The 25,359-nt window shown below is 63.4% G+C and carries 31 protein-coding genes, 1 tRNA gene and 1 riboswitch; of the genes, 10 read left to right on the top strand and 22 right to left on the bottom strand.

Translation table 11 applies throughout. From position 1 onward, the window contains the following. Positions 1-641: 641 nt before the first annotated feature. From NTA49_RS08680 to NTA49_RS08635, 10 genes are all read right to left on the bottom strand, one after another. Positions 642-974, bottom strand: coding sequence for a hypothetical protein (locus tag NTA49_RS08680; RefSeq protein WP_258294321.1), 333 nt, complete (start codon positions 972-974; stop codon positions 642-644). Further along, complete coding sequence (locus NTA49_RS08675) at positions 971-1,357, bottom strand: response regulator (protein WP_258294320.1); 387 nt, start codon at positions 1,355-1,357, stop codon at positions 971-973. The genes NTA49_RS08680 and NTA49_RS08675 overlap by 4 nt, the downstream gene beginning before the upstream one ends. Continuing rightward, positions 1,344-2,255 carry a CheR family methyltransferase gene (locus tag NTA49_RS08670; RefSeq protein WP_258294319.1) on the bottom strand — a complete coding sequence of 304 codons (912 nt, stop codon included), beginning with the start codon at positions 2,253-2,255 and terminating at the stop codon, positions 1,344-1,346. Before NTA49_RS08670 ends, NTA49_RS08675 begins: the two co-directional genes overlap by 14 nt. Further along, positions 2,252-2,710, bottom strand: a complete 459-nt coding sequence (locus NTA49_RS08665; protein WP_258294318.1) for a chemotaxis protein CheW — start codon at positions 2,708-2,710, stop codon at positions 2,252-2,254. Before NTA49_RS08665 ends, NTA49_RS08670 begins: the two co-directional genes overlap by 4 nt. After that, on the bottom strand, positions 2,707-4,842 hold the full coding sequence (locus tag NTA49_RS08660) for a chemotaxis protein CheA (RefSeq protein ID WP_258294317.1): 2,136 nt from the start codon (positions 4,840-4,842) through the stop codon (positions 2,707-2,709). The genes NTA49_RS08665 and NTA49_RS08660 overlap by 4 nt, the downstream gene beginning before the upstream one ends. A gap of 11 nt (positions 4,843-4,853) precedes the next feature. After that, positions 4,854-5,219: a response regulator gene (locus tag NTA49_RS08655; protein WP_258294316.1), complete on the bottom strand. Its 366-nt coding sequence runs from the start codon at positions 5,217-5,219 to the stop codon at positions 4,854-4,856. Further along, the gene (locus NTA49_RS08650) at positions 5,216-5,485 is read right to left on the bottom strand and encodes an STAS domain-containing protein (RefSeq protein WP_258294315.1); all 270 of its coding nucleotides are present in this window, start codon (positions 5,483-5,485) and stop codon (positions 5,216-5,218) included. Before NTA49_RS08650 ends, NTA49_RS08655 begins: the two co-directional genes overlap by 4 nt. A 246-nt stretch (positions 5,486-5,731) precedes the next feature. Continuing rightward, positions 5,732-6,814, bottom strand: a complete 1,083-nt coding sequence (locus tag NTA49_RS08645) for a methyltetrahydrofolate cobalamin methyltransferase (protein WP_258294314.1) — start codon at positions 6,812-6,814, stop codon at positions 5,732-5,734. A 13-nt stretch (positions 6,815-6,827) separates the two neighbouring features. Beyond that, positions 6,828-7,757: a methylenetetrahydrofolate reductase gene (locus NTA49_RS08640; RefSeq protein WP_258294313.1), complete on the bottom strand. Its 930-nt coding sequence runs from the start codon at positions 7,755-7,757 to the stop codon at positions 6,828-6,830. A gap of 34 nt (positions 7,758-7,791) precedes the next feature. Further along, the gene (locus NTA49_RS08635) at positions 7,792-8,088 is read right to left on the bottom strand and encodes a virulence factor (RefSeq protein ID WP_258294312.1); all 297 of its coding nucleotides are present in this window, start codon (positions 8,086-8,088) and stop codon (positions 7,792-7,794) included. Between the two features lie 269 nt (positions 8,089-8,357). Between NTA49_RS08635 and NTA49_RS08630 the strand changes: the two genes are divergently transcribed. Further along, positions 8,358-9,470 carry a Ppx/GppA phosphatase family protein gene (locus tag NTA49_RS08630; RefSeq protein ID WP_261368221.1) on the top strand — a complete coding sequence of 371 codons (1,113 nt, stop codon included), beginning with the start codon at positions 8,358-8,360 and terminating at the stop codon, positions 9,468-9,470. Positions 9,471-9,565: 95 nt separating this feature from the next. After that, on the top strand, positions 9,566-10,282 hold the full coding sequence (locus tag NTA49_RS08625) for an RlmE family RNA methyltransferase (RefSeq protein ID WP_258294310.1): 717 nt from the start codon (positions 9,566-9,568) through the stop codon (positions 10,280-10,282). A gap of 85 nt (positions 10,283-10,367) precedes the next feature. Here NTA49_RS08625 and NTA49_RS08620 read toward each other — a convergent pair whose 3' ends face one another. Further along, positions 10,368-10,547, bottom strand: a complete 180-nt coding sequence (locus tag NTA49_RS08620; protein ID WP_258294309.1) for a hypothetical protein — start codon at positions 10,545-10,547, stop codon at positions 10,368-10,370. Between the two features lie 223 nt (positions 10,548-10,770). Here NTA49_RS08620 and NTA49_RS08615 point away from each other — a divergent pair, with 223 nt between their 5' ends. Continuing rightward, entirely contained in the window at positions 10,771-11,331 is a 561-nt protein-coding gene (locus tag NTA49_RS08615) for a hypothetical protein (protein ID WP_258294308.1), read from the top strand. A gap of 58 nt (positions 11,332-11,389) precedes the next feature. Here NTA49_RS08615 and NTA49_RS08610 read toward each other — a convergent pair whose 3' ends face one another. The 11 genes from NTA49_RS08610 to NTA49_RS08560 form a co-directional block, all read right to left on the bottom strand. Then, a complete protein-coding gene (locus NTA49_RS08610) occupies positions 11,390-12,121 on the bottom strand; it encodes an ABC transporter permease (protein WP_258294307.1) in 732 nt (243 codons plus the stop codon). Beyond that, positions 12,118-12,843 (bottom strand): ABC transporter ATP-binding protein, encoded by a 726-nt coding sequence (locus tag NTA49_RS08605; RefSeq protein ID WP_258294306.1) that lies wholly within the window; start codon positions 12,841-12,843, stop codon positions 12,118-12,120. The genes NTA49_RS08610 and NTA49_RS08605 overlap by 4 nt, the downstream gene beginning before the upstream one ends. A gap of 2 nt (positions 12,844-12,845) precedes the next feature. Further along, positions 12,846-13,523: a thiaminase II gene (gene tenA, locus NTA49_RS08600; protein WP_258294305.1), complete on the bottom strand. Its 678-nt coding sequence runs from the start codon at positions 13,521-13,523 to the stop codon at positions 12,846-12,848. After that, positions 13,520-14,461, bottom strand: a complete 942-nt coding sequence (locus NTA49_RS08595; protein ID WP_258294304.1) for an ABC transporter substrate-binding protein — start codon at positions 14,459-14,461, stop codon at positions 13,520-13,522. The genes tenA and NTA49_RS08595 overlap by 4 nt, the downstream gene beginning before the upstream one ends. Next, a complete protein-coding gene (locus tag NTA49_RS08590; protein ID WP_258294303.1) occupies positions 14,461-15,447 on the bottom strand; it encodes a HesA/MoeB/ThiF family protein in 987 nt (328 codons plus the stop codon). The genes NTA49_RS08595 and NTA49_RS08590 overlap by 1 nt, the downstream gene beginning before the upstream one ends. Further along, a complete protein-coding gene (locus NTA49_RS08585; protein ID WP_258294301.1) occupies positions 15,444-16,040 on the bottom strand; it encodes a thiamine phosphate synthase in 597 nt (198 codons plus the stop codon). The genes NTA49_RS08590 and NTA49_RS08585 overlap by 4 nt, the downstream gene beginning before the upstream one ends. Beyond that, positions 16,037-16,807 carry a thiazole synthase gene (locus tag NTA49_RS08580; protein ID WP_258294300.1) on the bottom strand — a complete coding sequence of 257 codons (771 nt, stop codon included), beginning with the start codon at positions 16,805-16,807 and terminating at the stop codon, positions 16,037-16,039. Before NTA49_RS08580 ends, NTA49_RS08585 begins: the two co-directional genes overlap by 4 nt. A 1-nt stretch (position 16,808) precedes the next feature. Further along, a complete protein-coding gene (gene thiS, locus NTA49_RS08575; protein WP_258294299.1) occupies positions 16,809-17,006 on the bottom strand; it encodes a sulfur carrier protein ThiS in 198 nt (65 codons plus the stop codon). Then, complete coding sequence (locus NTA49_RS08570; RefSeq protein WP_258294298.1) at positions 16,996-17,967, bottom strand: FAD-dependent oxidoreductase; 972 nt, start codon at positions 17,965-17,967, stop codon at positions 16,996-16,998. Before NTA49_RS08570 ends, thiS begins: the two co-directional genes overlap by 11 nt. After that, positions 17,964-18,782 (bottom strand): bifunctional hydroxymethylpyrimidine kinase/phosphomethylpyrimidine kinase, encoded by an 819-nt coding sequence (gene thiD / locus NTA49_RS08565; RefSeq protein WP_258294294.1) that lies wholly within the window; start codon positions 18,780-18,782, stop codon positions 17,964-17,966. Before thiD ends, NTA49_RS08570 begins: the two co-directional genes overlap by 4 nt. Before the next feature lie 54 nt (positions 18,783-18,836). Next, positions 18,837-18,937, bottom strand: a riboswitch (TPP riboswitch). Positions 18,938-19,366: 429 nt separating this feature from the next. After that, a tRNA-Ser gene (locus NTA49_RS08560) sits at positions 19,367-19,456 on the bottom strand. A 141-nt stretch (positions 19,457-19,597) separates the two neighbouring features. On the opposite strand from NTA49_RS08560, the gene NTA49_RS08555 reads away from it, so the two are divergent. The 7 genes from NTA49_RS08555 (at position 19,598) to proB (ending at position 25,352) form a co-directional block, all read left to right on the top strand. Continuing rightward, on the top strand, positions 19,598-20,425 hold the full coding sequence (locus NTA49_RS08555; RefSeq protein ID WP_258294293.1) for a DUF2059 domain-containing protein: 828 nt from the start codon (positions 19,598-19,600) through the stop codon (positions 20,423-20,425). A 1-nt stretch (position 20,426) separates the two neighbouring features. Beyond that, on the top strand, positions 20,427-21,245 hold the full coding sequence (locus NTA49_RS08550; RefSeq protein WP_258294292.1) for a DUF2059 domain-containing protein: 819 nt from the start codon (positions 20,427-20,429) through the stop codon (positions 21,243-21,245). A 183-nt stretch (positions 21,246-21,428) separates the two neighbouring features. Beyond that, positions 21,429-22,127, top strand: a complete 699-nt coding sequence (locus tag NTA49_RS08545) for a 50S ribosomal protein L21 (RefSeq protein WP_258294291.1) — start codon at positions 21,429-21,431, stop codon at positions 22,125-22,127. Between the two features lie 11 nt (positions 22,128-22,138). Next, positions 22,139-22,408, top strand: a complete 270-nt coding sequence (rpmA, locus tag NTA49_RS08540) for a 50S ribosomal protein L27 (protein WP_089420235.1) — start codon at positions 22,139-22,141, stop codon at positions 22,406-22,408. Between the two features lie 238 nt (positions 22,409-22,646). Next, on the top strand, positions 22,647-23,183 hold the full coding sequence (locus NTA49_RS08535; protein ID WP_258294290.1) for a GNAT family N-acetyltransferase: 537 nt from the start codon (positions 22,647-22,649) through the stop codon (positions 23,181-23,183). Between the two features lie 40 nt (positions 23,184-23,223). Beyond that, a complete protein-coding gene (gene obgE / locus NTA49_RS08530) occupies positions 23,224-24,258 on the top strand; it encodes a GTPase ObgE (RefSeq protein ID WP_258294289.1) in 1,035 nt (344 codons plus the stop codon). After that, positions 24,246-25,352, top strand: coding sequence for a glutamate 5-kinase (proB, locus tag NTA49_RS08525; RefSeq protein WP_258294288.1), 1,107 nt, complete (start codon positions 24,246-24,248; stop codon positions 25,350-25,352). The genes obgE and proB overlap by 13 nt, the downstream gene beginning before the upstream one ends. Positions 25,353-25,359: the final 7 nt, after the last annotated feature.

Raw genomic sequence — 25,359 nt, 5'->3', positions numbered from 1 at the left:
TCCGCCCCCTGTCACGCGGCACATCACAAAGTGGCGGAAGCCATCGCGTCAATGTCGCGCAAGGCATCATGCAAATGTCGCGCAAAGCATCACAGAATTGTGCCGCAAAGCGTCATCAAGCCAACGCGCAAGGCATCATCGCAATGTCGTCGATAGCGTCGCGTCACCATCGCTCGAACTGTCTTGGCACCGACTCCCAAGGTATCCCTGAACCATCATGCAGAACTTTTTAACAAGTTCGTCCAAAGCGCTGCGACATTGTCCCGCACACCGCCGCAGCACTGTCATGCGATACGTCGCGCCACCGTCTCGAAAAACAGGACAGCGCCGTCGTGCAACGCCCGGCGGCACTGTCGCGCAAGGCGCCGGGCAACCATCTCGCGAAACGTTCACATACCACGACGCAGCATACCGAAGCAGGTTGGGCAAGCCGCACCACACCCGTGTTACCCGACGGAGGGTATGTGATCCTTCATGCGAAAACCTGCAACCCTGCCGGAAAAGGCCGCGTTGGTCAGCAGCCTACCTGCCTGCAAATGGCAACCAACGGGCAGGAAACAGTCGGTCAAGGGTTCAAAAATCGACAATTGAAATCCTATCTGACGCACGCATTTATGTCATCCTTCCCCGTCAAAGGTCCTTCAAAACAAATCCAGCGCGCCGGCGCTCCTTTCCTGAACACGCTCTCGCCCGTCATCCTGGATCAGCTGACGCGTGCTCTCCAGCCGCACGGCCTCGCACAGGCGGTTGCGATGCGCATCGGGCTCGCGGAACTGGCTGACAAGTTCGGAAATATCCATCAACGACTGATGCAGATAATCCAGTTTCTGCATGCCGGTCAGGAAATCCGCCTCGGTCATGTCCAAGTGTTTGAACTGCGTGCCTATCAGCAACTCAACCTGATGCACCTGAGCGGCAAGCTCGGCCAGGTGCGCGCCCGTGCGCGTGGGAAGCGGGACAGACGCCTTGCTCATAGCGGACCGACCACGGTTTCGATGCAGCGACGCAGGTCCATCGGCTCGAAGGGTTTCTTGAGGTAGTTGTTCATCCCCAGTTTACGCCCCTGGTCCATGATCTGCTGTTCGGCGCGCCCGGTGATCAGAATAAATCCGATCTTTTGCGTCGCAGGCTGGCTGCGCAGATGATGCAGGAAGGTCAGTCCGTCCATGTTCGGCATGTTGTAATCTGAAATCACCAGATGAACCGGCGTGCGGTGCAATTGAACAAGGGCAGCGGCCCCATCATCAGAGGTGTAGACGGTTCGAATGCCGAACCCGTCAAGCGCCTGGGTGATCAGACCGCGACTGGTCGACATATCGTCTACAACCATGATCCGTATTTGATCACGAAGTGCCATAGGGTGTCCTCTGTGTCTTGAGCGCGCTGAGAATGCCGGTGCCCTGGGCCTGCACCTTGTCATAGGCCGTCGGGCCGGTGACGCTGAAGCCCATCCTTTCCGGCGCCGACACACGTTCGGAGTGACCCAGAAACAAGATACCCTCTGGCGCCAATGCCGCGTGGAAACGTGGCCAGAGACTGTCTTGGGTCACGCCGTCGAAGTAAATCACCACATTTCGGCAGAACACGACGTCAAACTCCTGCCGCATCGGCCATGGTTTCAGCAGGTTCAACTCCTTGAACCGGATCACCTGGCGGACAGTATCCTTGATCTTATGTGCCGGCTGGCCTGCACCTTCTGCAGGCTCCAGGAATTGCGCGCGTAGACGGTCCGGGATGCCTTGGGTCATCCGGTCAGGGTAGATCGCCGCCTGGGCAAAGCTGATCACCTTGGAATCCACATCGGTGGCCAAAATCCGGAAATCCGCGTCTTGCAGCGTGGGGTCCTTGTCCAGCAGATACATCGCGATCGAGAAAGCTTCTTGCCCGTTCGAGCACCCGGCGGACCAGATGCGAAAGCGCCCCCCGGCCTTCAGCTTTGCCTGAGCAAGCGGCAGAATACGTGTGCCAAGAATGTCAAAATGATGCGGCTCTCTGAAGAAATGAGAGACATTGGTGGTCAATGCCGAAATCATCATCCGCCGCTCTTGCGCGCCCTCATCAGAGCGAACGAGCGCGAGATACGCCTCAAAGTCGGGGATGTTCGTCTCGCGCAGGCGGTGGCGCAGGCGCGACTGCACCATGCGCACCTTTTCAGGCGCAAGGATCAAACCGGCCTCGGAATAGGAGACCTGATGCAGGGCATCAAGTGTCACCAAGGACAGTTCGACCTCGTTGTCATGCGCAACCTCGATCACGCTGCATCCCTTTGCGGGGGCGGGACCACTTCTGAGAGTTCAAGCACCCGGATCATGCGGTCGTCCAGCAATGTCAGCGCCTTGATGATCCCGACACCGCCGTTCGAGGCGGCGTCCGGCGGGGGCTGCAAGTCACTTGATGTCAGGGCGATGATATCGGAGACGGCATCGACCAAAAGGCCGGTCATCGTCTCTTCGAACTTGACCACAATGATCACATTGCGATCAGTGTGTTCGCGTGGCGGCAAACCCAGACGTTCGGCCAGATCCATCACCGGCAGGACTGTGCCGCGCAGGTTGATCACGCCCTTCATGTAGCTGGGCGCATGGGGCAGGGGTGTGGTGCGCGTCCAACCACGGATTTCGCGCACGCACATGATATCAAGAGAATATTCCTGATCGCTCAGACGGAAGGTCAGAAGTTCGACGGGGCTGCTGGGAGAGGTTACACTCATTGCGTCATTTCCATCAGTTTGGGAGATAGGACCGAAGCGTTGCTTTGGGCCTGTGCGATGATGTCGGCGGGGTCGAGGATCAGGGCGATTTGCCCGTCACCGAGGATGGTGGCGGCCGCGATGCCGGGAGCGCGGTAAAAGCTTTCGTCGAGCCCTTTGATCACGACCTGCCGCTGGTCCTGTATCTCGTCCACGATAAGGGCCGCGCGGCTGCCAGCCTCGTCTGCGATCAGCAGAACAACCGAGTCCAGATAGCTTTCCTGTGCAGAGCGGTATCCCAGTTCCACGCCCAGATCGAACAGCGACACGAATTCGCCGCGCACCCGGACCACGTTCATACCAGGGCGGGTCTGTTCGAGGTTGTCGTGGTCGATGGTCAGGGTTTCGATCACCAGGTTCAGTGGCAGGACCATCGTTTCACCCGCGACATGCACCACCATTCCATCCAGCACCGCGAGCGTCAGCGGCAAGGAGATCGAGAATGTCGTGCCGGTTCCCGGCGAAGAGGTGATCGTGATGCGCCCGCCCAGCGACTGGATGGCGTTGCGCACGACATCCATGCCGACGCCGCGGCCCGACAGGTTGGACACCTCGGTTGCGGTCGAGAAACCGGGCAGGAACAGCAGGTTGTCGATTTCGACGTCGGACAGATTGGCATCGGCCGCGATCAGCCCCTTTTTCGCGGCGATCTGCTGGACCTTGGGCCGGTTGATCCCGCCGCCGTCATCGGACACTTCGATAATGACACGACCGGACCGGTGGGCGGCGGTCAGTTTGACAACGCCCTGTTCAGGTTTGCCCGCCGCGCGGCGGTCTTCTGTCGTTTCCAGTCCATGATCGACTGCGTTTCGGATCATGTGGGTCAGCGGGTCCGACAGACGCTCGATCACGGTCTTGTCGACTTCGGTGGTGTCGCCTTCGGTGACCAGGCGCACGTCCTTGCGAACCGCGGCGCTGCATTCGCGGACGATGCGCGACATACGTTGGAACAGGGATTTGACCGGCTGGGCGCGGATCATCATCACGCTGTCCTGAATGTCGCGGGTCAAACGCTGGAATTCCTCAAGGCCGTTCATCGAATCCGAGTGCGGCGATAGGCCCGAGGATTCCAGGCTTTGCGACAGCATCGCCTGATTGATCACCAACTCGCCCACGAGGTTCACCAAACGCTCGATCCGGTCCAGATCGACGCGCACCACGGCTTTGGCGGCAGGTTGTGTGGCGGCCTTGGCCTTTGGAGTGGCAGGTGTGTCGGATCTGGCCGCAGGCATCGGTGCGGGGGCTTCGGGCACGATTTGTCTTGGCGGCTCATCCTGCAACGGCGGCAAGTCGGGCAAGGCCGGACTGACTTTGGAAGAGGGCGCGCTTTGCATGCTTTCGATTGTCAGGTCGCACAGCCCTTCCACGAAATCAAAGACCGCGATGATATCGTCCTGCGAGATGTCTGCGCACAGCTTCACGGTCCAGGCCAGATAGCCGCCGTTGCTAACGCAGTCCCGCAGCAGCGGCACGTTTTCAGTGGTGCACGTCACCTCGCAGGGGCCAAGTTCGGCCAGATTGCGCAGGATCATGAAGGGCTCGTTGCCGGTCTCATAAAGTTCTGGCTGCGGGGTGAAGTGAATGGTGAATTCCGCAGGCCCCGCAGGCGGCAGCGCGTCCAAGTCCGGCAGGCCAAGATCCAGCGCGAGGCCCATCGGCTGAAAGTCGATCTCGGTTTCCTCCACCTCCTCGACTCCGTTGTCGCCCAGCAGAGCATCAAGCTGGGTGAGGATGGCGTTCCCTTCGGCCTCGGGCAGAACGCCGTTGTCGCGCGATTCGCGGACCAGGTCCGACAGGTGATCGGCAGCCCGAAAAAACAGTTTGATCGCATCGCCATCGGCCACCATCACATGACTGCGCACGGCATCAAGCACAGTCTCGTAGCGGTGGGCAAAGCGCACCAGCGCTTCCAGGCCAAAGGCGCCGGCGCCTCCCTTGATCGAGTGGACAGCGCGGAAGACGACGTTGATCGTCTCAAGGTCGCCGCTGTCTTCGGCCATGGTTTCAAGACCGTCTTGCAAGGCTTCGAGAAGCTCTTCGCATTCGATGAAGAATGAGGCCCTGATTTCGGCCATAGGGTCCAGTTCGGGCATGTTGTGTTCTCCTATCCCGCGACCATTTGCAGGGCCTTGATTAGCTTGGCAGGGTCAAAGGGTTTGACGATCCAACCCGTTGCACCGGCATTGCGGGCACGGGCCTTGAGTTCTGGTGCCGCCTCTGTCGTGAGTACCAGAATGGGGGTGGCGCGGTGTTTGACCTGACCGCGCACCGCGTCGATGAAGCCAAAGCCATCCATGCGCGGCATGTTGATGTCGGTGATGATGGCATCGGGGGCGATGCCGTTCAGCACCTCGACCCCGTGGATGCCATCGTCGGCGGTCGTGACGGTAAAGCCCGCAGGTTCCAGCGCCAGCCGGATCATGTCGCGCATCGTGCGGCTGTCGTCGACGGCAAGGATGCTCAGCGTCATGCCGCGCCCCCGCTGATTTTCTCAGGCGTCATTCCCATGAAATGCAACTGCTCCAGCGCCTTTTCCGAGACATTCAGCAACTGGAACCGATCGCCTGCGGATTTCGCGGCGGACACCACCACCTGCAGGCCCAATGCACCGAAATGGATGACCCCCGCGGCGTCCAGCACCAACGGTTCGTCCTCTGGCCGCGCCTTAAGCTCGGCCAGCACTGCGGGCACGCTGGACAAATCCAGACGAGGCGGCAGCAAGATGGGTTCAGCCATTGGGCAGTCCTTTCAAAGGTGGGAAGCTTTGCAAGATCGCGATCCGGGCAAACTTCGTCAGCGGTTGAAGACTGTCTAGCGGACGCACCGTTAAGAAGCGGTTACGCGGTTGCGGGTTTCACCAGGAACCGGCGTCAGGACGCACCGACCGCCCCGCGCGGCGTCGCGTCAAACCCCGAACCGCACATCAAAAAACCCCGGCGTACGGGGCACACCGGGGCAAAATTCAACATTTAAATCAAAGGCTCAGGCGCGGCGGCGGCGACCGCCTGTGCGTCCTTCGCGACCGCGACCTTCCTGGCCCGCCTTCGGCGCGACCTTGTTGAATCTGATCCAGTCGGACCCGTGCGGATCGTTGTTGGTCAGGAAATTCGCGGCCCGGATCGCTTCCATTTCCTTGCCCGCGCGCGCCATGGTCGAACCCAGGCCAAACATTTGCACGAAGGTCTCGTCGTCCATGTCCTCGGGCAGGATGATGCCCGCCGCTTCGACCTCGGCGCGTTTCTCGGCGATCTTCAGCGGCCCAACAGGCAGGGCGATGGGGTTCATGATTGCGCTGGTCATGCCCGCGGCCATCGCCATCGGCAGGAACGCGTTGTTGATCCCGTGACGGTTGGGCAGGCCAAAGCTGATGTTGGAAGCACCGCAGGTGGTGTTCACGCCCAGCTCGTCGCGCAGGCGCCGCACCAGGGTAAAGACCTGCAAGCCCGCAGTCGCCATCGCACCGATCGGCATCACCAGCGGATCGACCACGATATCATGGGCGGGAATGCCAAAGTCGGCGGCACGCTGCACGATCTTCTTGGCGACCTCGAAACGCACATCGGGGTCTTCGGAAATGCCGGTGTCGTCGTTGGAAATCGCCACGACCGGAACGTTGTATTTCTTGACCAGCGGCAGCACCAGTTCCAGACGCTCTTCCTCGCCGGTGACCGAGTTCAGCAGCGGGCGGCCTTCGGCGGCGGCCAGACCCTGTTCCAGCGCGCCGGGCACGGAGCTGTCGATGCACAAGGGCACATCGACGATGGCCTGCACGCGTTCCACCAGCGCCTTCATCAGCATCGGCTCGACAAAGTTGTTGTCGGCATAGCGCGGGTCCTGCGCCATCTTGTTCGAGAACACGGCGCCCGAGTTCACGTCGAGAATGGTGGCACCGGCGGCAACCTGCGCCAGCGCGTCCGCCTCGACGCGGCTGAAATCGTCGCGCTCAAGCTCTTCGGCCAGGATCTTGCGGCCCGTGGGGTTGATGCGTTCGCCGATCACGCAGAACGGTTGGTCAAAGCCGATGATCGCGGTCTTGGTTTTGGATTCAACAATGGTGCGTGTCATGGTGTTCGGTCCTTCAGGCGTTGGCCGGTTGGGCAGCAGCGCCGCCGTTTTCGATGGCCCAGTGGGCGTTGGTCTTGATACCGCCCAACGGGAAGAAATGCACGTTGGTCACGTTAAAGTCGGGATTGGCGGCCTTGTGCGCGGCCAGTTCGGCGATGACGTCATTGGGCTCGAAGGGCAGCAGCAGCTTGGTCACGTCCTTCGCCCGGCGCTGCAGCACACGCAGCGATGCGCCCACGCCGCAGGCGACGGCGAATTTGATCATCGTCTGCAACTTGGCGGGGCCCGCGATGCCGATGTGGATGGGCAGGTCGATCCCGGCGGCCTTCAGGCTGTCGGCCCATTCGATGATCGGCTGTGCCTCGAAGGCGAACTGTGTCGCCAGCGCCATCTGCGCGTCGGTGCGGTTTGCAAAATCCTGTTTCCAGCGCAGCGCGTCCGCGACGTTGATGCCACGGCCATCGGGGTCGATGTCCTTGTTGCCCTCGGGGTGACCAGCAACATGCAGACGGGTAAAGCCCGCCTTGTCGAAGGCACCGGTTTCCAGAAGCTGCATCGAACTGTCGAAATCGCCGTGCGGCGTGGTCACGCCACCTGCCAGCAACAGCGCCTGTTTCACGTCCGCCTCGCCCTGATAGCGCGCGATCCAGTCTTCCAGCATGGCGCGGTCATGGATAATGCGCGCGGGAAAATGCGGCATGACCGGAAAGCCGTCGGCGTTGAGACGTTTGGCCGTGGCGACCATGTCCTCGATCGGCGTGCCCTCGATATGGGCGATATAGACGCGGGTGCCTTCGGGCAGAAGATCGCGGAAATTCTCGACCTTCTCTGCGGTGCGCGGCATCACCTCGATCGAATAGCCTTGCAGAAAGGCTTCGACTTCAGGCGAGATGCGGCCCGCTACCGGACCTTCGGGAGTTTTCTTGAAATTCAGAAGTGCCATGTCAGGAAACCTTTTGGTCAGGCGGCAGGGGTGTTCAGGCCCAGCCTTCGTTGTCGATCAGCGCCTTGATCCGCGCACTGTCATATTCGGTATCGAGACGTGTGGCCTCGGCTTCGGCGATCTCGGCGGCGTCGCCGTCGATGTTATGTGCGACGGCCTTGCGCCATTCGGCGAGATAGGCGTCGGCGTCGCGGGCGTTGACCTTCATCGCGGCACGGTCGATGGCTTGTTCGAACCGCTCGGGCAATTGGCGTTTGGACCCGCTGCGGCCCTTGCCCACGATTACCTGCGCCGGGATGTCCCGCCAGTATACGATTGTCACGTCTGGCATCTCGTGATTCCCCCCGATGGCCGATTTCGCCCTGTCTAAGGCACGCCCGAAGCGCAGCGGTGGCGTTTTTCGACCCAAAGCACTCTGTCAGCGACCTTTGCCCGGCAGCGCCTGCCCACGGGGCAAGTCAAGGCCTCTGGTCTTGGCCCAAACGCGGCGATCCGCCCCCGGCCACACGCCTTTGTCACCGTCCTTGCCGCAAAGCCGTCCTTGCGTGAGATGCGGCAAAAGCCTATCGTGATCCCAACTCGTTATGAAAGGCGCATACAATGGCGCCAAAGCGTCCCACAGGTGCGGGCGCGCTCGAACAACCGGCTCTGAGCCCCGTGCCTCAGTCCGGATCACGTGAGCTTTATGCCGCGCTCGATCTGGGCACGAACAGTTGTCGCATGCTGATTGCCCAACCCAAGGGGACGGGCTTTCAGGTGATCGACAGTTTTTCCAAATCCGTCCAGTTGGGCGCGGGTCTGGAACGCACCGGGCGTTTGTCGCGCGGCTCCATGATGCGCACCATCCAGGCCTTGCGAATCTGTCAGCAAAAACTGCGCCAGCACAAGGTGCGTCGGATGAAGCTGGTCGCGACCGAAGCCTGCAGGCGGGCGATCAACGCCAGTGAATTCATCCAGCGTGTGCACCGCGAAACCGGGCTGCGGCTGGAAATCATCCAGCCCGAGGAAGAGGCGCGGCTGGCCGTGATCTCCTGCGCGCCGCTGGTCAGCCGCAAGACCCAGAACCTGCTGGTGGTGGACATCGGTGGCGGCTCGACCGAACTGGTGTGGATCGACATCTCGAAGGTGCCCAAGAACGACCGCCCGCAGGCGATCATGCGCCTGCACAGCGGTTTCAACACCGCCGCCGTCAACGACGTGCCGCAGGCACGCGTGGTCGATTGGATCAGCGTGCCGCTGGGTGTGGCGACCTTGCGCGACCAGTTCAGCGACGTCGAGGATGACGCGGCCCGCTTTGCCCTGATGAGCTGGTTTTTCGAGGAAAACCTTGCGGATTTCGCACCTTACCACGACACCAAGGTGCACGAGAAATTCCAGATTGTCGGCACCTCGGGCACCGTCACCACCGTCGCCGCCTCGCATCTGGGGCTGAAACGCTATGACCGTACTCAGGTCGATGGCCTGCGGATGACGTCCGAACAGATCGACAAGGTGATCCGCAGCTATCTGGACATGGGGCCGGGCGGGCGGCGCGCCGATCCGCGCATCGGGCAGGACCGTCAGGCGCTGATCATGTCGGGGGCCGCCATCCTTCAGGCGCTGATGCGGTGCTGGCCCACGGACCGGCTGAGCGTGGCGGATCGCGGCCTGCGCGAGGGGCTGCTTTATGCGCAGATGAGCGCGGATGGCGTGCTGGGCGAGGGCGTACTTTAGCGGATTTTTCCGCAGCCTGCCGTATCTATCGTCTACCATCGCTTGAAGCACTGCGTCCAAGCGCGTATCTGCACCGCAACGAAAGGCGGATTTCCGTGGCAAAAACACCTGATGGCAAGAACACCTCCGGGCGCGGCCAGCGCGAGCTGACCGTCAAGGTCAAGACCGCGCGCGGGCGCACGACCAGCTCGACCCGGTGGCTGCAGCGCCAGTTGAACGACCCATACGTCAAGCGCGCACAGGCCGAAGGCTATCGCGGGCGCGCGGCGTTCAAGATCATGGAACTGGACGACAAGTACCGATTTCTGGTGCCGGGCGCGCGCGTGGTCGATCTGGGGGCAGCCCCCGGCGGCTGGTGCCAGGTCGCGGTCAAGCGCGTCAATGCCCTGAACGAGCGGTCGGGCAAATCCGTCGGCACCATCCTGGGCGTCGACCTGCAAGAGATGGACCCGATCGCAGGCTGCGAGCTGCACGTGCTGGACTTCATGGAAGACGACGCGGATCTGCAGGTCAAGGAATGGCTGGGCGGCAAGGCCGACGTGGTGATGTCGGACATGGCGGCATCAAGCTCCGGGCACAAGCAGACCGACCACTTGCGCATCATCGCCCTGTGCGAGGCGGCGGCCTATTTTGCCTTCGACGTGCTGGAAACCGGCGGCACCTTTGTCGCCAAGGTTCTGGCAGGCGGGGCCGAGGGCGATCTGCAAAAACTGCTCAAGCAACGGTTCGACAAGGTGGCGAATATCAAGCCGCCATCGTCGCGCGCCGACAGTTCGGAAAAATTCGTGGTCGCCACCGGCTTTCGCGGCTGAGCGCTGCACGTTCACACGGATTGTCAAATGCGGCGCGGTCGTGTCTGAACTCGACCCGGCGCGGTCCTGAACAGCCCTTAACCTATCAAAGTCGGCGCATGAGCGACTGTTGCGCCATTTCCTTGAACGCATCGGCCTGTCCGCTGCTGATCTGGCGCGGCAGACACGCGACACGCGCAGCCGTCTGCTCTGCGCGTTCTTTCTGACGCATCAGTTCGAACAGCCGCATGTGGCGGGGGATTTTTGTACCTGTCATCAGGGGCATATGACATTTCCTTTGTGGTTGGCGGCGTGTTTTCCAGCGCAAGCTTGCGCACATTATGCGGCACCCCTGAGGCGCACGGCGGGCGCCGATGTGAAATTTCGCTAAAAACCTAAGCTTATTTTGCTGGCTGCATCCGTTGGAAATAACGCCCGGTTTACTTTCGGTGACTAGGTCTGAGGGCGATATTTTTCCCCACAGGAGAGTTCCAATGATCAGACACTTCATGACAGCCACCCTTGCCCTTGCCGTCGCCACGGGTTCGCTTTTTGCCGCCGAACCGCAGGACAAGATGGTCGACTTCGTCACCAAAAAAACGGCAGAGTGGTTGCAATCGGACAGTGCGATCGCCGCGATCACGGCCCAGAATGCGCGCACGGCAGGGCTGTCCGCAGGCGCGATCGACACCTTGGACAAGGAATGGCGCGCGCAGGTCGGGCAACTGGACACGCCGCTTATCAACTCCGTGGTGAACTCCGAGCTGTCCATGTCCCTTATCGGGCACGTCGATGCCTCTGGCGGGATGGTCACCGAGCTGATCGTGATGGACGCTCAGGGTTTGAACGTCGCGCTCAGTTCGGTCACCTCGGATTACTGGCAGGGCGACGAGGAAAAACACCAGCAGACATATGGTGTCGGTCCCGGTGCGATACACATCGGCGAAATCGAGCTGGATGAAAGCACGCAAACCTATCAGGCACAGGTATCGCTAAGCCTGATTGATCCCGCGACCGACACCGTGATCGGTGCAGTGACATTCGGACTGAACGCCGAAGCCTTCTTTTAGACACGCAAACGTGCAGGCGGCAGATCCCTCTACGCCGGGACTGCCCGCCCTCTGCGCCTCAGCTTTTCCACAACCGCCGACAGGCCGCATCTATAGACGCATGCAGCAGCAGCGTCAGGACCGCCAGAACAAGCAGCGCCGCAAACATCAGGTCGATCTTTGCTCGGCCATTTGCCAGCAGCATCAAATAGCCAAGCCCGCGCGACGCACCGACCCATTCGCCGATGATCGCGCCGATGGGGGCATAGACCGCAGCCAGCCGCAGCCCCGAGGCAAAACCCGGCATCGCGGCGGGCACCCGGATGCGCCAAAGGATGCGGGCAGGCGTGGCGTTCATCACACGGGCGAGCTCCAGCCAGCCGGGCGGGGTGCGCATCAATGCGTCGAAAAACGAAGAGGTGACGGGAAAATAGATGATCAGCAATGCCATGGCGACCTTGGACAACAGCCCGTACCCCAGCCAGAGCGTCAGGATCGGCGCCAATGCAAAGACCGGCACCGCCTGGCTGAAAACCAGTATCGGGCGCAGCAGTGACCGCGCAGCCGGCGATGCCGCCAGCAGGATTGCCGAGGCAAAGCCCAGGGCCGCCCCCAGCCCGAGACCCAGCAAGACCTCGGTGGCGGTGACCAGCGCATGTTCGGTGATCAGCGCCCGACTGGTCCAAAGCGTCGTGAAAACCAGCCCAGGCCCCGGCAGGATAAAGCGGGGTAACTCTGCCAGCGTGACGACCGCCTGCCACCCCAGCAGCGCCAGAAGCGTGACACCGGCGATCCGTACAACCGCCATCATTGCGCGACCATCAACAGACGCATCAGGCGGCCCTGATACTCCAGCGTTTCGGGTGCATCGAATTGCCGGGGCGTCGGGCCGTCCGGTGGCGGGACCGACGTGATACCCCCTTGCGTCATCAGCAGCACGTTGTGCCCCAACCGCGCGGCCTCGGCGGCGTCATGGGTCACGTGCAGCACCGTGCGTCCGGCCAGCAGGGTGGCGGCCAGATCCTGCATCAACGCCCGCGACCGTGCGTCCAGCGCCGAAAACGGCTCGTCCAGCAGGACGACGGGACGGTCCTCCATCAAGGTCCGGGCCAGCGCCACACGCTGCCTCTGCCCCCCCGAAAGCGCATCTGGCCGCTTGGCGGCATGGCCGGTCAGGCCCACCTGTTCGATCACCGCGCGCGCCCGGTCCAGCTGTGGCGGCTGGCCCCGCAGACGCGCACCAAGGGTGACATTCCCGGTGACATCCAGCCAGGGCAACAACAGATCGCTCTGCGCCATCAGCGCCACACGGGCGCCAAGCGGCGCACCGTCGCCTGCGCCAACCGTGCCTTCCAGGGTGACCTCGTCGCCCAGACCGGCCATCAGCCGCAGAACCGTGGACTTGCCCACGCCCGACGGCCCAAGCAGGCAGGTCCATCGACCGCGCGGAACCTCGACCGAAACCGGGCCGAAGATCGGCGCGCCGTCGATTGTCGCACACCCCGAAAGATGCAGCGCCGGGGCCGCGGTCATAGTCACGGGCACGAGCGCAGACCCATGGCCCAGAAATCAACTTCAAGCCGGGTGGCCGTCTGAAAACGAGCGCAGAGGCGCGGCCAGCGCGGGCTGTCCTCGGGCACTTCGCCAAGGCGGCGGGCAACGGCGCCGTCGATCAGCGCACCCGCCTTGTGGCAGACCGCCTGATAATCTGCGCCCGCATAGGTTGCGATCCAGTCCGCATAGGGCGTCTTGCCCCCAAAGGTTGCCAGCCGCGCCCCGATCTCGCCATAGCCCAGCACGCATGGGGCAAGCGCCGCCATCAGGTCGAGGAAATCACCGGAATGCCCCGCATCAAGCACATAGCGCGTATAGGCGATGTTCTGAGGTGCCTCGGCGGCTGCGAACAGCTCTGCCTCTGAAATGCCCTCGGCGGCGCAGGTCTGGACATGCAGACGCATTTCGCCGTTCAGCAGCGCATGAACGGTGGCGGCACAGGCGCGCATCTCGTCCAGCGTTTCGGCCTTGGTCACGGCCAGCGCCCAGGCGCGAGAATAATGTACAAGATAGAGGTAATCCTGTACAAGATAATGCAGGTAGGCTGCACGCGGCAGGGTGCCGTCACCCAGCCCCTCGACGAACGGGTGGCGGGTGTAATCGCTCCAGGCATCGCCCGCGGCGGCGCGCCAAAGCGGAAATGTGGTCCCGTAGCTCATTGTGCCCCCAGCTCCAACGCCAGGTCCGACACGGGGCGCACCTCTTCGATCAATCCGGCCGCGTGCAGAAACGTCTCGAACCGGGCATAGCGTCCCTGATCCAAAGCGGCGGGACGCAGGGCAAACCTCGGCACGGTATCGGCCCAGGCACGTTCGTTCAGCGCATCCTGCAATTCGACCGAGGTGGCGGCGAAGATCTCCCAGCTTGCCTGGGGATGGTTGACGATGAACTGCGTCGCCTTTTCGGTCGCCGCCAGAAAGCGTCTGATCTTGTCGGCGTCCATCCGCTCGGGGTTGGCGACATAGATCAACTCGTCATAGGTCGGAACGCCTTCTTCCTCGGGATAGAAACAGCGGCCCGGAACGCCCTCGATCTCCATCTGGTTCAGCTCGAAATTGCGAAAGGCCCCAAGGACGGCGTCGACCTGCCCGGACATCAGTGCGGGCGAGAGGGACCAGTTGACGTTGACCAGCTCGATATCGTCAAGGCCGAGACCCGCGCGGCCCAGCATCGTCGCCAGCAGCGCCTCTTCGACGCCGGCCACCGAAAACCCGATCTTGCGGCCCGCAAGGTCTGCGATCTGCGCAACCGGGCCGTCCTGCAGCACCAGCAGGCAGTTCAGCGGCGTGGCGACCAGCGTGCCGACCCGGATCAGCGGCATGCCCTCGGCCACCTGAAGGTGCAGGCGCGGCTGGTAGGAAATCGCCAGATCGGCACGCCCGGCTGCGGCCATCTTGGGCGGATCGGCAGGGTCCGCGGGGGCAATCACCTCGACGTCCAGCCCGACGTCGGCGAAGTAACCTTGCTCTTCGGCGATGATGATCGGGCCATGATCGGGGTTCACGAACCAATCAAGCATGATGGTCATGCGGTCCTGTGCGACAGCAGGCGTTGCCACAAGCAAGGCAAGGGCAAGGGCGGTGAGTGGTCTTTTCATCAGAAGTCTCCGTTGGGGTCGCCAAGCGCGACAAGGTAAATCTCTCCGGGCCACATCGCGGCCAGCCGCTCTGCCGCGGCCCAGGCGCGCAGGCCCGAGCGACAGCAGAGCACGGCGCGTTGGCCGGGTGCGGGAAGGGCGGCGGGGTTCCCGCGTCCGAAGGCCGAAACGGGCAGGCGGTGGGCGGTCGGGCGCACCAGCGGTGCCTCGTCGTCCGCGCGCAGATCGACGAGGAAATCGGTGTTCGCGATCTCGGACGCCGCAAGAAAGCGAGGTTGATGCAAAGGCTCTGCCGCGCCGTCAAAGCGGAACCCGCCAAAGCGGAAGCTGGTGGCGTCGAAGGTGACAAGCCGGCCCAGCGGCGTGGGCGCGATGCCCGCCAGCAGCGCCAGCGCCATCTGCGCCTGCAGCGCGCCGATCACGCCCACGACCGGCCCCAGCACACCATCCTCGGCGCAGGAGCCCATGCGTTGCGGCAGGTCGGGAAAGACCGCGCGCAGGCTCGGGCCGCCGCCGCAGAAGACACCGGCATAACCCTCCAGCCCGACCACGGAGGCGCTGACCAGAGGGCGCGCGGTGGCGTGGCAGGTGTCCGATAGGACATAGCTTGCCGCGAAGCTGTCGGCGCAGTCGAGCACCAGATCGACGCCAGCGCAAAGCGCATCGACATTGGCGGGATCAAGCGCTGCGGTGACCGGCTGGGCGCGGATATCTGCGTTCAGCGCAGCAATGGCATCGGCGGCGGCTTCGGCCTTGGGGCGACCGATGTCGGCCTCGCGGAACAGCGTCTGCCGGTGCAGGTTCGTCACCTCGACCCGGTCGGGGTCGACCAGCCGGATATTTCCGACGCCCGCACCACCAAGGTATTGCAGCACGGGGGCGGCCAGCCCGCCCGCGCCGACGACCAGAACACTGGCCTGTCGCAGCCGCTCTTGTCCCTGCGGCCCGAATTCGGGCAGGGCGATCTGGCGGGCATAACGGCTCATCGCGTCACCTCGATCCAGTCGCGCACACGGGCTTCGGGATCGGTGTTCAGGGTGATGTCGGTCACCGCCGAGACGATGTCGGCGCCGGCCTGAAACGCACCCGCCGCGCGCGCGACGCTCATGCCGCCGATGGCGACGAGGGGCAGATCACCGATCAACCGTTTCCATTCGGTCACGCGCGCCAGGCCCTGCTGCTGCCATTTCATCTGCTTGAGGATCGTGGGATAAACCGGCCCAAGGGCCACGTAGTCGGGGCCAAGCGACAGGGCGCGGTCCAGTTCCGCATGATCGTGCGTGCTGATCCCAACGTTTATCCCAGCGCGGCGGATCGCGGGCAGGTCGGCTTCGTCCAGATCCTCCTGACCCAGATGCACCCAGTCGCAACCATGCTCGATGGCCAGACGCCAGTGATCGTTGACCACCAGCACCGCGCCGTGATGTCGGCAGAGCGCCTGCGCCTGTGCCACCATGGGCCGCACCTCGTCCTCCGGCCTGTCCTTTATGCGCAGCTGCACCAGCTTCACACCAAGAGGCAGGGTGCGTTCCAGCCATTCGGGGCTGTCGAAGATCGGATAGAACCGGTCAAGTTTCATCCCAGGAACGCCTTTCCGATCAATGGCGTAGAAGGGGCCGCCATATCGCGCGGCTCCATCGGGTCGGCGTCATGGGCCAGCCGTCCGGCTTGCACCGCAAGGGCAAAGCCCTCGGCCATTGCCGCCGGATCGCCGGCCTTGGCGACGGCGGTGTTCAGCAGCACCGCGTCGAACCCCATTTCCAGCGCCATCGCCGCCTGGCTGGGCAGGCCAAGGCCCGCGTCCACGACCATCGGCACATCGGGAAACTGCGCGCGCAGGGTGCGCAGCCCGTAGATGTTGGTCAGTCCCAAACCGGTGCCGATGGGCGCGCCCCAGGGCATCAGAACCTTGCAGCCCGCGTCCAGCAGGCGGTCGGCCAGCACCACATCCTCGGTCGTGTAGGGAAAAACGTTGAAGCCCTCGTCGGTCAGGATGCGCGCCGCCTCGACCAACCCGAACGGGTCGGGTTGCAGCGTGTCGGCGTGGCCGATCACCTCGAGCTTGATCCAGGGCGTGTCAAAGAGTTCGCGTGCCATTTGCGCCGTCGTGACCGCCTCGCGCACCGAATGGCAGCCAGCGGTGTTGGGCAACAGCGTCACGCCAAGGTCGCGCACCAGATCCCAGAAGGCCGCACCGGCGCGGTCGCCGCCGGCCTCGCGGCGCACGGACACGGTGGCGATGCCCGCACCCGATCGGCGGAACGCCTCGGCCAGTATCGCGGGCGAGGGGTATTGCGCGGTGCCAAGCATCAGACGCGAGGCGATTTCAGTGCCGTAAAGCTGCATCTCAGCCTCCCTGCCTGGGTGTGACGATCTCGATCCGGTCACCGGGGGCGATGGCTGTTGCCCCGCGCGCCGATGCGGGCACGAAGCTTTCGTTGACTGCGGTGGCCACCTTGGCCCCGCCGTGCCCGAGTTCGTCCAGAACCCCCGCCAGCGTGTCGGCGCGCACCTCTGTCGGGATGCCGTTGATCTCAATCTTCATGCCAGAACTCCGGTTTGATATCGTCGCAGGCCATCCCGACCGCCATCTGCGCCAGGGCAGGCGCAAGCAGAAAACCGTGGCGGAACAGGCCATTGACATGGATGGTATCGCCCTGTCGGCTGATGCGGGGCAGGTTGTCGGGAAAGGCGGGGCGCGCGTCGGCGCCGATCTCGACCAGCTCAGCCTCGCCAAAGGCGGGGTGCAGCGCATAGGCCGCCGACAGCAGTTCAAGGACGGAGCGGACGCCGGGCTTGCGGTTGTCGCTTTCGATCTGGGTCGCGCCCAGCATGAACAGCCCGTCCGCGCGGGGCACCACGTAAAGCGGAAAGCGCGGGTGCAGCAGCCGGACAGGACGGTTCAGATGGATGTCGCGGCTGCGCAGAACCGCCATCTCGCCCTTGACCCCGCGCAGGTCAGGCAGGTGATCACGTGCCGCGAGCCCGCGACAGTCAAAGGTCAGTCCCTGCGCGTCCCCGGTTTCGGTCACGAAGGTCACGCCGTCCTGCTCCAGCCGGTCGCGCAGGTGGGCAAGGGCCCCACGCGGATCAAGATGCGCCTCGCCTGCGACGTGCAGCGCGCGGTCAAAGCGGCCGTCCAAGTCCGGCTCGAGCGCCGCAAGACCGGCGGCATCGAGCCGCGCATGCTGCGGGACACGCCGCGCGAAGCGGTCCAACTCGCGCCGATCCCGGTTCAGCGTCAGCACGATGGTGCCCTGCCGAGTGACAGTGACGCCCTGCCGCGCCCACCAGTCCGCCGCCTGCCGACCCAGACGCACGACCGGTTCATCTGCCGTCTCGCCCTCGCAGAAGGGAGCGAGCATCCCGCCGGCCCACCACGAACAACCGTGTGGTCCGGGCCGGGGGCTAGGGTCGAACACCGTGACGTCGCAGCCCCGCCCGGCCAGTTCCGCCGCCACGCAAAGCCCCGCGACGCCGGCCCCAAGGACACGTGCGCGGATCATGGCCAGACCTCGTGGAAATGATGAACGGGCCCGTGTCCCTCGCCGATGCCCAGGCTGTCCGCCGCGCGGATCGCGCCATGCAGCCAGACCTGCGCGCACTGCACGGCAGCCGCGACATCCGCGCCCTTGGCCAGTTCTGCGGCGATGGCCGACGACAGGCTGCACCCGGTGCCATGGGTGTTGCGGGTGGCAAGCCGCGGCTGCTGCAGCGCGATCACGCCCGCGGCGCTCACCAGCCGGTCGGTGCAGGTAGGCCCCGCTGCATGGCCACCCTTCATCACCACCGCCTTTGCGCCGAGGTGCCGCAGGGCATGGCCCTGTGCCTCGGTCTCTTCGGGGTCGCATGCTATCTCGCGGCCCAGCAAACGCGCAGCCTCGGGCAGGTTTGGGGTCAGGACATCGGCGCGGGGCAGCAGCCGTTCGATCAGGGCGGCCTCGGCATCCGCAGCCAGCAGCGCATCGCCGGATTTCGCGACCATCACCGGGTCCAGCACGACCGGACCGGGGTATCCATCAAGCGCGTCGGCCACAGCCACGACGATATCTGACGAGGCCAGCATCCCGATCTTGATGGCACCGGGCGGAATATCGGCCAGCACGGCGGCGATCTGCGCCGAAACCATGGCGGGCGACACCGCCTCGACGGCAAAGACCCCGCGCGTGTTCTGCGCGGTGATCGCTGTTATCGCGCTGGTGCCATAGACGCCGAGCGCCGAAAACGTCTTGAGATCGGCCTGAATGCCCGCGCCCCCGCCACTGTCGGAGCCCGCGATTGTCAAAGCTGATGCGTGTGATGGTGGCGCGTCTGTCGTCATCGTTTTCCCCCACCGACGACGGAAGGAGACGACAGGACGACAGCCAGAGGCCGTGCCAGTGCGTGCTCCGTTCCCTACGCCGGTATTAGCCGGATCAGGTTCGATGGGTCAGCTTGCGCCTCTCAGCCCTCTACAGGGCACCCCAACGGATTTCGAGGGAGTGTTAACAGCAAGGGGGAGGGGCTGCAAGACGGTGGTTTTGGGTGTGTGACGCGGCAATGCGGATCACCTTAGGCAGAGGGACTGCTAGAAATCCTTCAAGCGCACTCTCTGGACGGAGACGTGCCGATTGCTGTGGAGCGCAGGTGCTCTTCTCGGAAATGCCTGTTTAACCAGCCATTCATGCCAGTTGTAACTCAGGCAAACTGCCGTCACGTCGAAGCTTCTTCACAACTTCTGCCGTAGCCTAAGTTAAGCCCAAAGCGATGCGCCGAGCCTGAAAAAGTTCTTCATGCAGTTCTTCCAGGTCCGCAATCGTTGCGTCGCGGCAATTGTCGGTCTGTATCTTGAAGTTGTGACGCTCGTAAAAGCCTTGGTTTAAGCGATTTCGCGCTTTTAGACCCGAAGCGAGCAATGGAGGATAGTGGCGGAGAGACAGGGATTCGAACCCTGGGAACCCGTAAAGGCTCAACGGTTTTCGAGACCGCCCCGTTCGACCACTCCGGCACCTCTCCGCGGGGGTCTGGTCCGGACCCAATAGTAAGGTTTGGCAGGGGTGGCAAGGGGGGTTTTGCATGTGATTGCCGATGACGGGATATTTAATTGCCCGTGACGGCAAAAACCCTAATGTTGGGACCAAACGCGAAAGGACCACCATGATCGCTCTTGCACGCTCGCTTACCCTTGCCCTTGCCCTTGCAATCACGGGCGCCGCCGCCCAGGCCGCCGACCGCGCGCGGCTGGAGGAATTTCTGGAGGTGACCGGCTTTGACGTGGCGCTGGAGAGCATCCGGCTGTCGGCCAGTTCCGCGCCGCAGATGCTGGGGCTGGAGGCTGATGATTTCGGGGCGCAGTGGACGGTGCTGGCCGATAACGTGTTCGACACTGACACGATGCACGACATGGCAGTCGATATCCTGGGCGAGACGCTGGAGGACGATCTGCTGGATCATGCGATGGATTTCTACGCCTCGGATCTGGGCCGCCGTCTGGTGATCGCGGAAAACGACAGTCACATGGAAGACGACAGCGACACCAAGACCGAAGCCGGGCAGGCGATTGTCGAGGGCCTGGTCAGGATCGGCTCGCCACGGCTGGCCGCGCTCAAGCGGATGAACCAGGCCAGCGACAGTGCCGGCACCGCCGTGCGCGCGATACAGGAGGTGCAGGTGCGGTTCCTGCTGGCCGCCGCCGGTGCCGGTGTGATCGACCTGAAGATGGAGGAACCCGACCTGCGCGAAGCATTGCGCGCGGATGAGGACGCCTTGCGCCTGTCGATTTCCGAGGGGGCGCTGACCGGTGCCGCCTATACCTATCAGGCGTTTTCGGACGCGGAAGTGCTGGAATACGCCAAGGCGCTGGAAGACCCGAAGATGCGCAAGGTCTATGACCTGATGAACGCGGTGCAATACGAGATCATGGCGAACCGCTACGAGGCTCTGGCCGCACGCATGCGCGATCTGCAACCCACGCAAGAGCTGTAAGATGCGACTGCTGATCGCGGCGCTCTGGATGGCGCTGGCTTCTGCCGTGCAGGCCGGGCCCGAGGCAGACAGGACGCTCGACCTGATCCGGCTTGAAGCGCAGATGCAGATCGCCCGCGAGGAGGGACTGCAACACGCGCAGACGCTGAACGACGATCTGCTCGACGGGCAGGGCGGTGCGCTGTGGGCGGCGCAGGTTGATGCGATTTACGATGTTGCACGCATGGCTGAGGGCGCGCGCGGGCCGATCGAGGCGCTTGATCCGGAAACGCTGTCGCGGTTGAACCTGTTTCTGGACAGCGACCTGGGCCAGCGGATCACCGAACTGGAACTGGCAGCCCGCCGCGCGATGATGGACGAGGTGAGCGAAGAGGCCGCAGCCCGCGCCTTTGCCGCGTTGGAGGGCACCGATGATGCGCGTCTGACCACCGCCCGCGCCGTGATCGAAGCCGGTGATCTGATCGAGCGCAACGTGAGCACCGCCCTGAACGCGAGCTTTCAATTCTACCGCGCGCTGGTCGACGGCGGGGCCTATGACATGACCGAAGCGCAGATCATCGACGAGGTCTGGTCGCAGGAGGAGACGCTGCGCGCGGACACCGAAGGCTGGCTGATGGGCTATCTTTTGTTGCTGATGCAGCCGCTGGACGCAGACGAACGCGCGACCTATTTGGCGTTCATGAAGACCCCCGAGGGTGGTGCGCTGAACGCGGCCCTGTTCGACGGGTTCGGCAGGGTCTACAGCGACCTCAGCTTTGCGCTGGGGCAGGTTCTTGCGCTGAACATGAAAACGCAGGGGGATCACGGGTCCGAGCTGTGACAAAACTGGTGCGCACCGCTTGACTTTGGCCTGCGCGTGGTGCATTGCGCGGCTTCGAATGGGGCCAAATGCCCTTTTACATGTACAAACATCCCCGACGGGATGCGCAGTCCGTGGCGCGAAAAACGCATGAAATCCGGGACTTCCGGTGCCAAACGACGCGGTAGAGTAAGGAAGAACGATATGTTCGCGGTTCTCAAAACCGGCGGCAAGCAGTACAAAGTTCAATCGGGCGACACGCTCCGCGTTGAAAAACTGGCCGCAAAAGCAGGTGACAAAGTTCAATTCAACGAAGTGATGATGATCGGGGGCGACACGCCTCAGGTTGGCGCACCTCTGGTGGCGGATGCCGGCGTTCAGGCCGAAGTCATCGACCAGATCAAGGGCGTCAAGACCATCAACTTCGTCAAACGCCGCCGCAAGCACTCCAGCAAGCGGACCAAGGGCCACCGTCAGCAACTGACACTGGTGCGCATCACCGACATTCTCGCCTCGGGCGCGGACAAGTCGGGCGTGATGGCAGCCGTTGGCGGTGCAGGCTACGAGGCCGTGTTCGCAACTGGCCAGAACGCCAAGCTGAAGTCTGCCGAAAGCGAAAAAGCCCGCAAGGCCGCCGCTGGTGAAGACGCGCCCGCCAAAGCCCCCAAGAAAGCCAAGGCGTCGAAAGCCACGGCCTCAGAGGGTGCCGACGATCTCAAGGAACTGTCGGGCGTTGGTCCCGCACTTGAGAAGAAACTGAATGAGGCCGGTGTGACCACCTTTGCCCAGATCGCGGCATGGACGGAAGCAGACGTGGCTGATATTGACGAGAAACTGTCTTTCAAAGGCCGGATCGAGCGTGAAGGCTGGATCGAACAGGCCAAAGACAAGACCAAAGGCTAAGGAGAGACCAAATGGCACATAAAAAAGCAGGTGGTTCATCCCGCAACGGCCGCGACTCAGCGGGTCGTCGTCTTGGTGTGAAACTCTATGGCGGTCAGGCCGCCATCCCCGGCAACATCATCGTGCGTCAGCGCGGGACCAAGTTCTGGCCCGGCGAAGGCGTCGGCATGGGCAAGGATCACACGATCTTCGCCGTTGTCGATGGTGCCGTGACCTTTCACAAGGGTCTGAAAAACCGCACCTTCATTTCGGTTCTGCCACAGGCGGAAGCCGCAGAGTAAGCCGGACCTGACAGGTTGAAAATCTTGAAGGGATCGGCGAAACCGCCGGTCCCTTTTGCTTTTGTTTGTTATTTCAACGGGGAACCGGCGCTTTTTAACCGCGTTGCATTGTTTGGATGCGACAGCTTTCCCCGGAACGGGCATCGCTCCGTTCGATGTCTTGATATTAATGGAACGACACCCGTTGCGCGGTTCGCACAGCAGGCGGAATTCGGACTGTTCGAGGAGGAACAAACCGATGGAAATGAGCAAAGTGGCCGTACAACCGGTGATCGAAACCGAACGGTTCGATCTGCGCCCGTTGCGCAAATCCGACCGGGGCCTGATCGAGATGTATGCCTCGGACAAACGGGTGGCCACGATGACCACGTCGATCCCGCATCCGCTGCCGCCCGGCACCACCGAGGCGTTTGTGGCCCGCGCGATGTCCGACACCCGCGAGGAAGACGTCTGGGCCATCGACGGGACCAAGGCGGACGGGTCCGAGCTGATGGGCGTGATCTCGATGCAGCAGATCGACCGCAACCAGGCCGAACTGGGGTATTGGGTGGCCCCGGCGTTCTGGAACACCGGTCTGGCGTCCGAAGCGGTGCAGGCCCTGGTCGAGGGCAACCCGATGCGCAATCAGGCGCTCTTTGCCGTGGTGTTTCAGGACAACGCGGCCTCGGCCAAGGTGTTGACGCACTGCGGTTTTAAGTATCTGGGTGAGGCGGAAAGTTTTTCCGTTGCCCGCAATGCGACCGTTCCCACGTGGACGTATTCGCGCACACTCTAACGGCTGCCCCTCGGGGGCCCGCACAGGCTAGGACCGCGCTATGAAATTTCTGGATCTTTGCAAGGTCTATATCCGCTCGGGTGCCGGCGGCGGCGGCTGCGTATCGTTTCGGCGCGAGAAATACATCGAATTCGGCGGTCCCGATGGCGGTGACGGCGGCACCGGCGGCACGGTCTGGGCCGAGGCGGTCGATGGTCTGAACACGCTGATCGACTTTCGCTATCAACAGCACTTTTTCGCCAAGAACGGCCAGCCCGGCATGGGCCGCCAGCGCACCGGCAAGGACGGAGACGACATCGTGCTGCGCGTGCCCGTGGGCACCGAGATTCTGGACGAGGACGAGGAAACCGTCGTCGCCGACCTGACCGAAGTGGGCCAGCGCGTCAAACTGGCGCGCGGCGGCAACGGCGGATTTGGCAACCTGCACTTCAAGTCCGCGACCAACCAGGCGCCGCGCCGTGCCAATCCGGGGCAAGAGGGCGTCGAGCGCACGCTTTGGCTGCGTCTGAAACTGATCGCGGACGTGGGCCTTTTGGGTCTGCCCAATGCGGGCAAGTCGACGTTCCTGGCGGCGACTTCGAACGCGCGCCCGAAAATTGCCGATTACCCGTTCACCACATTGCACCCCAACCTGGGCGTCGTCGGCGTGGACAACGTCGAATTCGTGGTGGCGGACATCCCCGGCCTGATCGAGGGCGCCTCGGAAGGGCGCGGCCTGGGCGATCTGTTCTTGGGGCACGTCGAGCGCTGCGCGGTTCTGCTGCATCTGGTCGACGGCACCTCGGACACCGTGGCGCAGGATTACCAGACCATCATCACCGAGCTCGAGGCCTATGGCGGCGATCTGGCCGACAAACCCCGCGTGACCGTGCTGAACAAGATCGACGCGCTGGACGACGAGGAACGCAACGCGGCCAAGACCGCATTGCAAAAGGCCTGCGGAGGCACCGTGATGCTGATGTCGGGCGTGGCCCGCGACGGTGTGACCGAGGTGCTGCGCGCCCTGCGCAAACAGATCGACGACGACCGCCTGCGCAAGTCGGATCCCCAAGAGGAAGAACAGTGGCGACCCTGACCGACGCCAGACGGCTGGTCGTCAAGATCGGATCGGCCCTGCTGGTCGACCGCACCACCGGTGCGCTGCGCGAGGACTGGCTGCGCGCTCTGGCGCTCGACGTACAATGGCTGAAAGGGCAGGGCACGCAAGTGGTTCTGGTCTCCTCCGGTTCCATCGCGCTGGGGCGCGGGGTGCTGGGCCTGCCCAGAACCGAATTGCCGCTGGAACAGTCCCAGGCCGCCGCCGCCGTCGGCCAGATCCGTCTCGCGCGCGCCTATGAGGACGTGATGGCGGTGCATGGCATCACCACGGCGCAGGTTCTGATGACACTGGAAGACAGCCGCGACCGCCGCCGCTATCTCAACTCGCGCGCCACGCTTGAAACCCTGCTGGCGCTGGACGCGCTGCCCATCGTCAACGAAAACGACACCGTCGCCACCGACGAAATCCGCTTTGGCGACAACGACCGCCTCGCCGCACAGATCGCCGCCACCATCGGAGCGGATCAGCTGGTGCTGCTCTCGGATGTGGACGGCTTCTATTCCGCCAACCCCGCCGAAGACCCAACCGCCACCCGCTACGACGTGATCGACGATATCACCCCCCAGATCGAAGCGCAGGCAGGTGATGCTGGGTCCGGTCTCAGCAAGGGCGGCATGAAGACCAAGCTGATGGCCGCGAAAACCGCAACTGCCGCAGGCTGCGCCATGGCGATCTGCCACGGTTTCGATCCGCGCCCGCTGCAACGCTTGCATCAGGGCGCGCCCGTCACATGGTTCTCGGCGACACTCGACCCGCAGACCGCACGCAAACGCTGGATCGCGGCAATGAAGCCGCGCGGCACGCTGACGCTGGACGCAGGTGCCACCCAGGCGCTGGCCAAGGGCAACAGCCTGCTGCCCGCCGGGGTCACCGCGGTTGCGGGCGACTTCAAACGCGGCGACCCGGTGGCCATCGCCGATCCGACTGGGCATGTGCTGGGCCTTGGCCTTGCGCGATATACCGCCGAAGAGACCCGGACCATCCAGGGCCATCACAGCGCCCAGATCGAAACCCTGCTGGGCTATCCCGGTCGCGCCGCATTGGTCCACCGCGACGACATGGCGCTTTAGCCCTTCT

Origin of the sequence: Pseudosulfitobacter koreensis (assembly GCF_024733015.1) — a bacterium.
In the GTDB taxonomy this organism is placed as follows: domain Bacteria; phylum Pseudomonadota; class Alphaproteobacteria; order Rhodobacterales; family Rhodobacteraceae; genus Pseudosulfitobacter; species Pseudosulfitobacter koreensis.
This window is presented reverse-complemented; position numbering and strand designations above follow the sequence as displayed.

Coding starts and splice junctions, on each gene's coding strand:
- NTA49_RS08680 (WP_258294321.1), bottom strand. CDS start 974: ATGAGCAAGGCGTCTGTCCCGCTTCCCACGCGCACGGGCGCGCACCTG.
- NTA49_RS08675 (WP_258294320.1), bottom strand. CDS start 1,357: ATGGCACTTCGTGATCAAATACGGATCATGGTTGTAGACGATATGTCG.
- NTA49_RS08665 (WP_258294318.1), bottom strand. CDS start 2,710: ATGAGTGTAACCTCTCCCAGCAGCCCCGTCGAACTTCTGACCTTCCGT.
- NTA49_RS08660 (WP_258294317.1), bottom strand. CDS start 4,842: ATGCCCGAACTGGACCCTATGGCCGAAATCAGGGCCTCATTCTTCATC.
- NTA49_RS08655 (WP_258294316.1), bottom strand. CDS start 5,219: ATGACGCTGAGCATCCTTGCCGTCGACGACAGCCGCACGATGCGCGAC.
- NTA49_RS08650 (WP_258294315.1), bottom strand. CDS start 5,485: ATGGCTGAACCCATCTTGCTGCCGCCTCGTCTGGATTTGTCCAGCGTG.
- NTA49_RS08645 (WP_258294314.1), bottom strand. CDS start 6,814: ATGACACGCACCATTGTTGAATCCAAAACCAAGACCGCGATCATCGGC.
- NTA49_RS08640 (WP_258294313.1), bottom strand. CDS start 7,757: ATGGCACTTCTGAATTTCAAGAAAACTCCCGAAGGTCCGGTAGCGGGC.
- NTA49_RS08635 (WP_258294312.1), bottom strand. CDS start 8,088: ATGCCAGACGTGACAATCGTATACTGGCGGGACATCCCGGCGCAGGTA.
- NTA49_RS08630 (WP_261368221.1), top strand. CDS start 8,358: ATGGCGCCAAAGCGTCCCACAGGTGCGGGCGCGCTCGAACAACCGGCT.
- NTA49_RS08620 (WP_258294309.1), bottom strand. CDS start 10,547: ATGCCCCTGATGACAGGTACAAAAATCCCCCGCCACATGCGGCTGTTC.
- NTA49_RS08615 (WP_258294308.1), top strand. CDS start 10,771: ATGACAGCCACCCTTGCCCTTGCCGTCGCCACGGGTTCGCTTTTTGCC.
- NTA49_RS08610 (WP_258294307.1), bottom strand. CDS start 12,121: ATGATGGCGGTTGTACGGATCGCCGGTGTCACGCTTCTGGCGCTGCTG.
- NTA49_RS08605 (WP_258294306.1), bottom strand. CDS start 12,843: ATGACCGCGGCCCCGGCGCTGCATCTTTCGGGGTGTGCGACAATCGAC.
- tenA (WP_258294305.1), bottom strand. CDS start 13,523: ATGAGCTACGGGACCACATTTCCGCTTTGGCGCGCCGCCGCGGGCGAT.
- NTA49_RS08595 (WP_258294304.1), bottom strand. CDS start 14,461: ATGAAAAGACCACTCACCGCCCTTGCCCTTGCCTTGCTTGTGGCAACG.
- NTA49_RS08590 (WP_258294303.1), bottom strand. CDS start 15,447: ATGAGCCGTTATGCCCGCCAGATCGCCCTGCCCGAATTCGGGCCGCAG.
- NTA49_RS08585 (WP_258294301.1), bottom strand. CDS start 16,040: ATGAAACTTGACCGGTTCTATCCGATCTTCGACAGCCCCGAATGGCTG.
- NTA49_RS08580 (WP_258294300.1), bottom strand. CDS start 16,807: ATGCAGCTTTACGGCACTGAAATCGCCTCGCGTCTGATGCTTGGCACC.
- thiS (WP_258294299.1), bottom strand. CDS start 17,006: ATGAAGATTGAGATCAACGGCATCCCGACAGAGGTGCGCGCCGACACG.
- NTA49_RS08570 (WP_258294298.1), bottom strand. CDS start 17,967: ATGATCCGCGCACGTGTCCTTGGGGCCGGCGTCGCGGGGCTTTGCGTG.
- thiD (WP_258294294.1), bottom strand. CDS start 18,782: ATGACGACAGACGCGCCACCATCACACGCATCAGCTTTGACAATCGCG.
- NTA49_RS08555 (WP_258294293.1), top strand. CDS start 19,598: ATGATCGCTCTTGCACGCTCGCTTACCCTTGCCCTTGCCCTTGCAATC.
- NTA49_RS08550 (WP_258294292.1), top strand. CDS start 20,427: ATGCGACTGCTGATCGCGGCGCTCTGGATGGCGCTGGCTTCTGCCGTG.
- NTA49_RS08545 (WP_258294291.1), top strand. CDS start 21,429: ATGTTCGCGGTTCTCAAAACCGGCGGCAAGCAGTACAAAGTTCAATCG.
- rpmA (WP_089420235.1), top strand. CDS start 22,139: ATGGCACATAAAAAAGCAGGTGGTTCATCCCGCAACGGCCGCGACTCA.
- NTA49_RS08535 (WP_258294290.1), top strand. CDS start 22,647: ATGGAAATGAGCAAAGTGGCCGTACAACCGGTGATCGAAACCGAACGG.
- obgE (WP_258294289.1), top strand. CDS start 23,224: ATGAAATTTCTGGATCTTTGCAAGGTCTATATCCGCTCGGGTGCCGGC.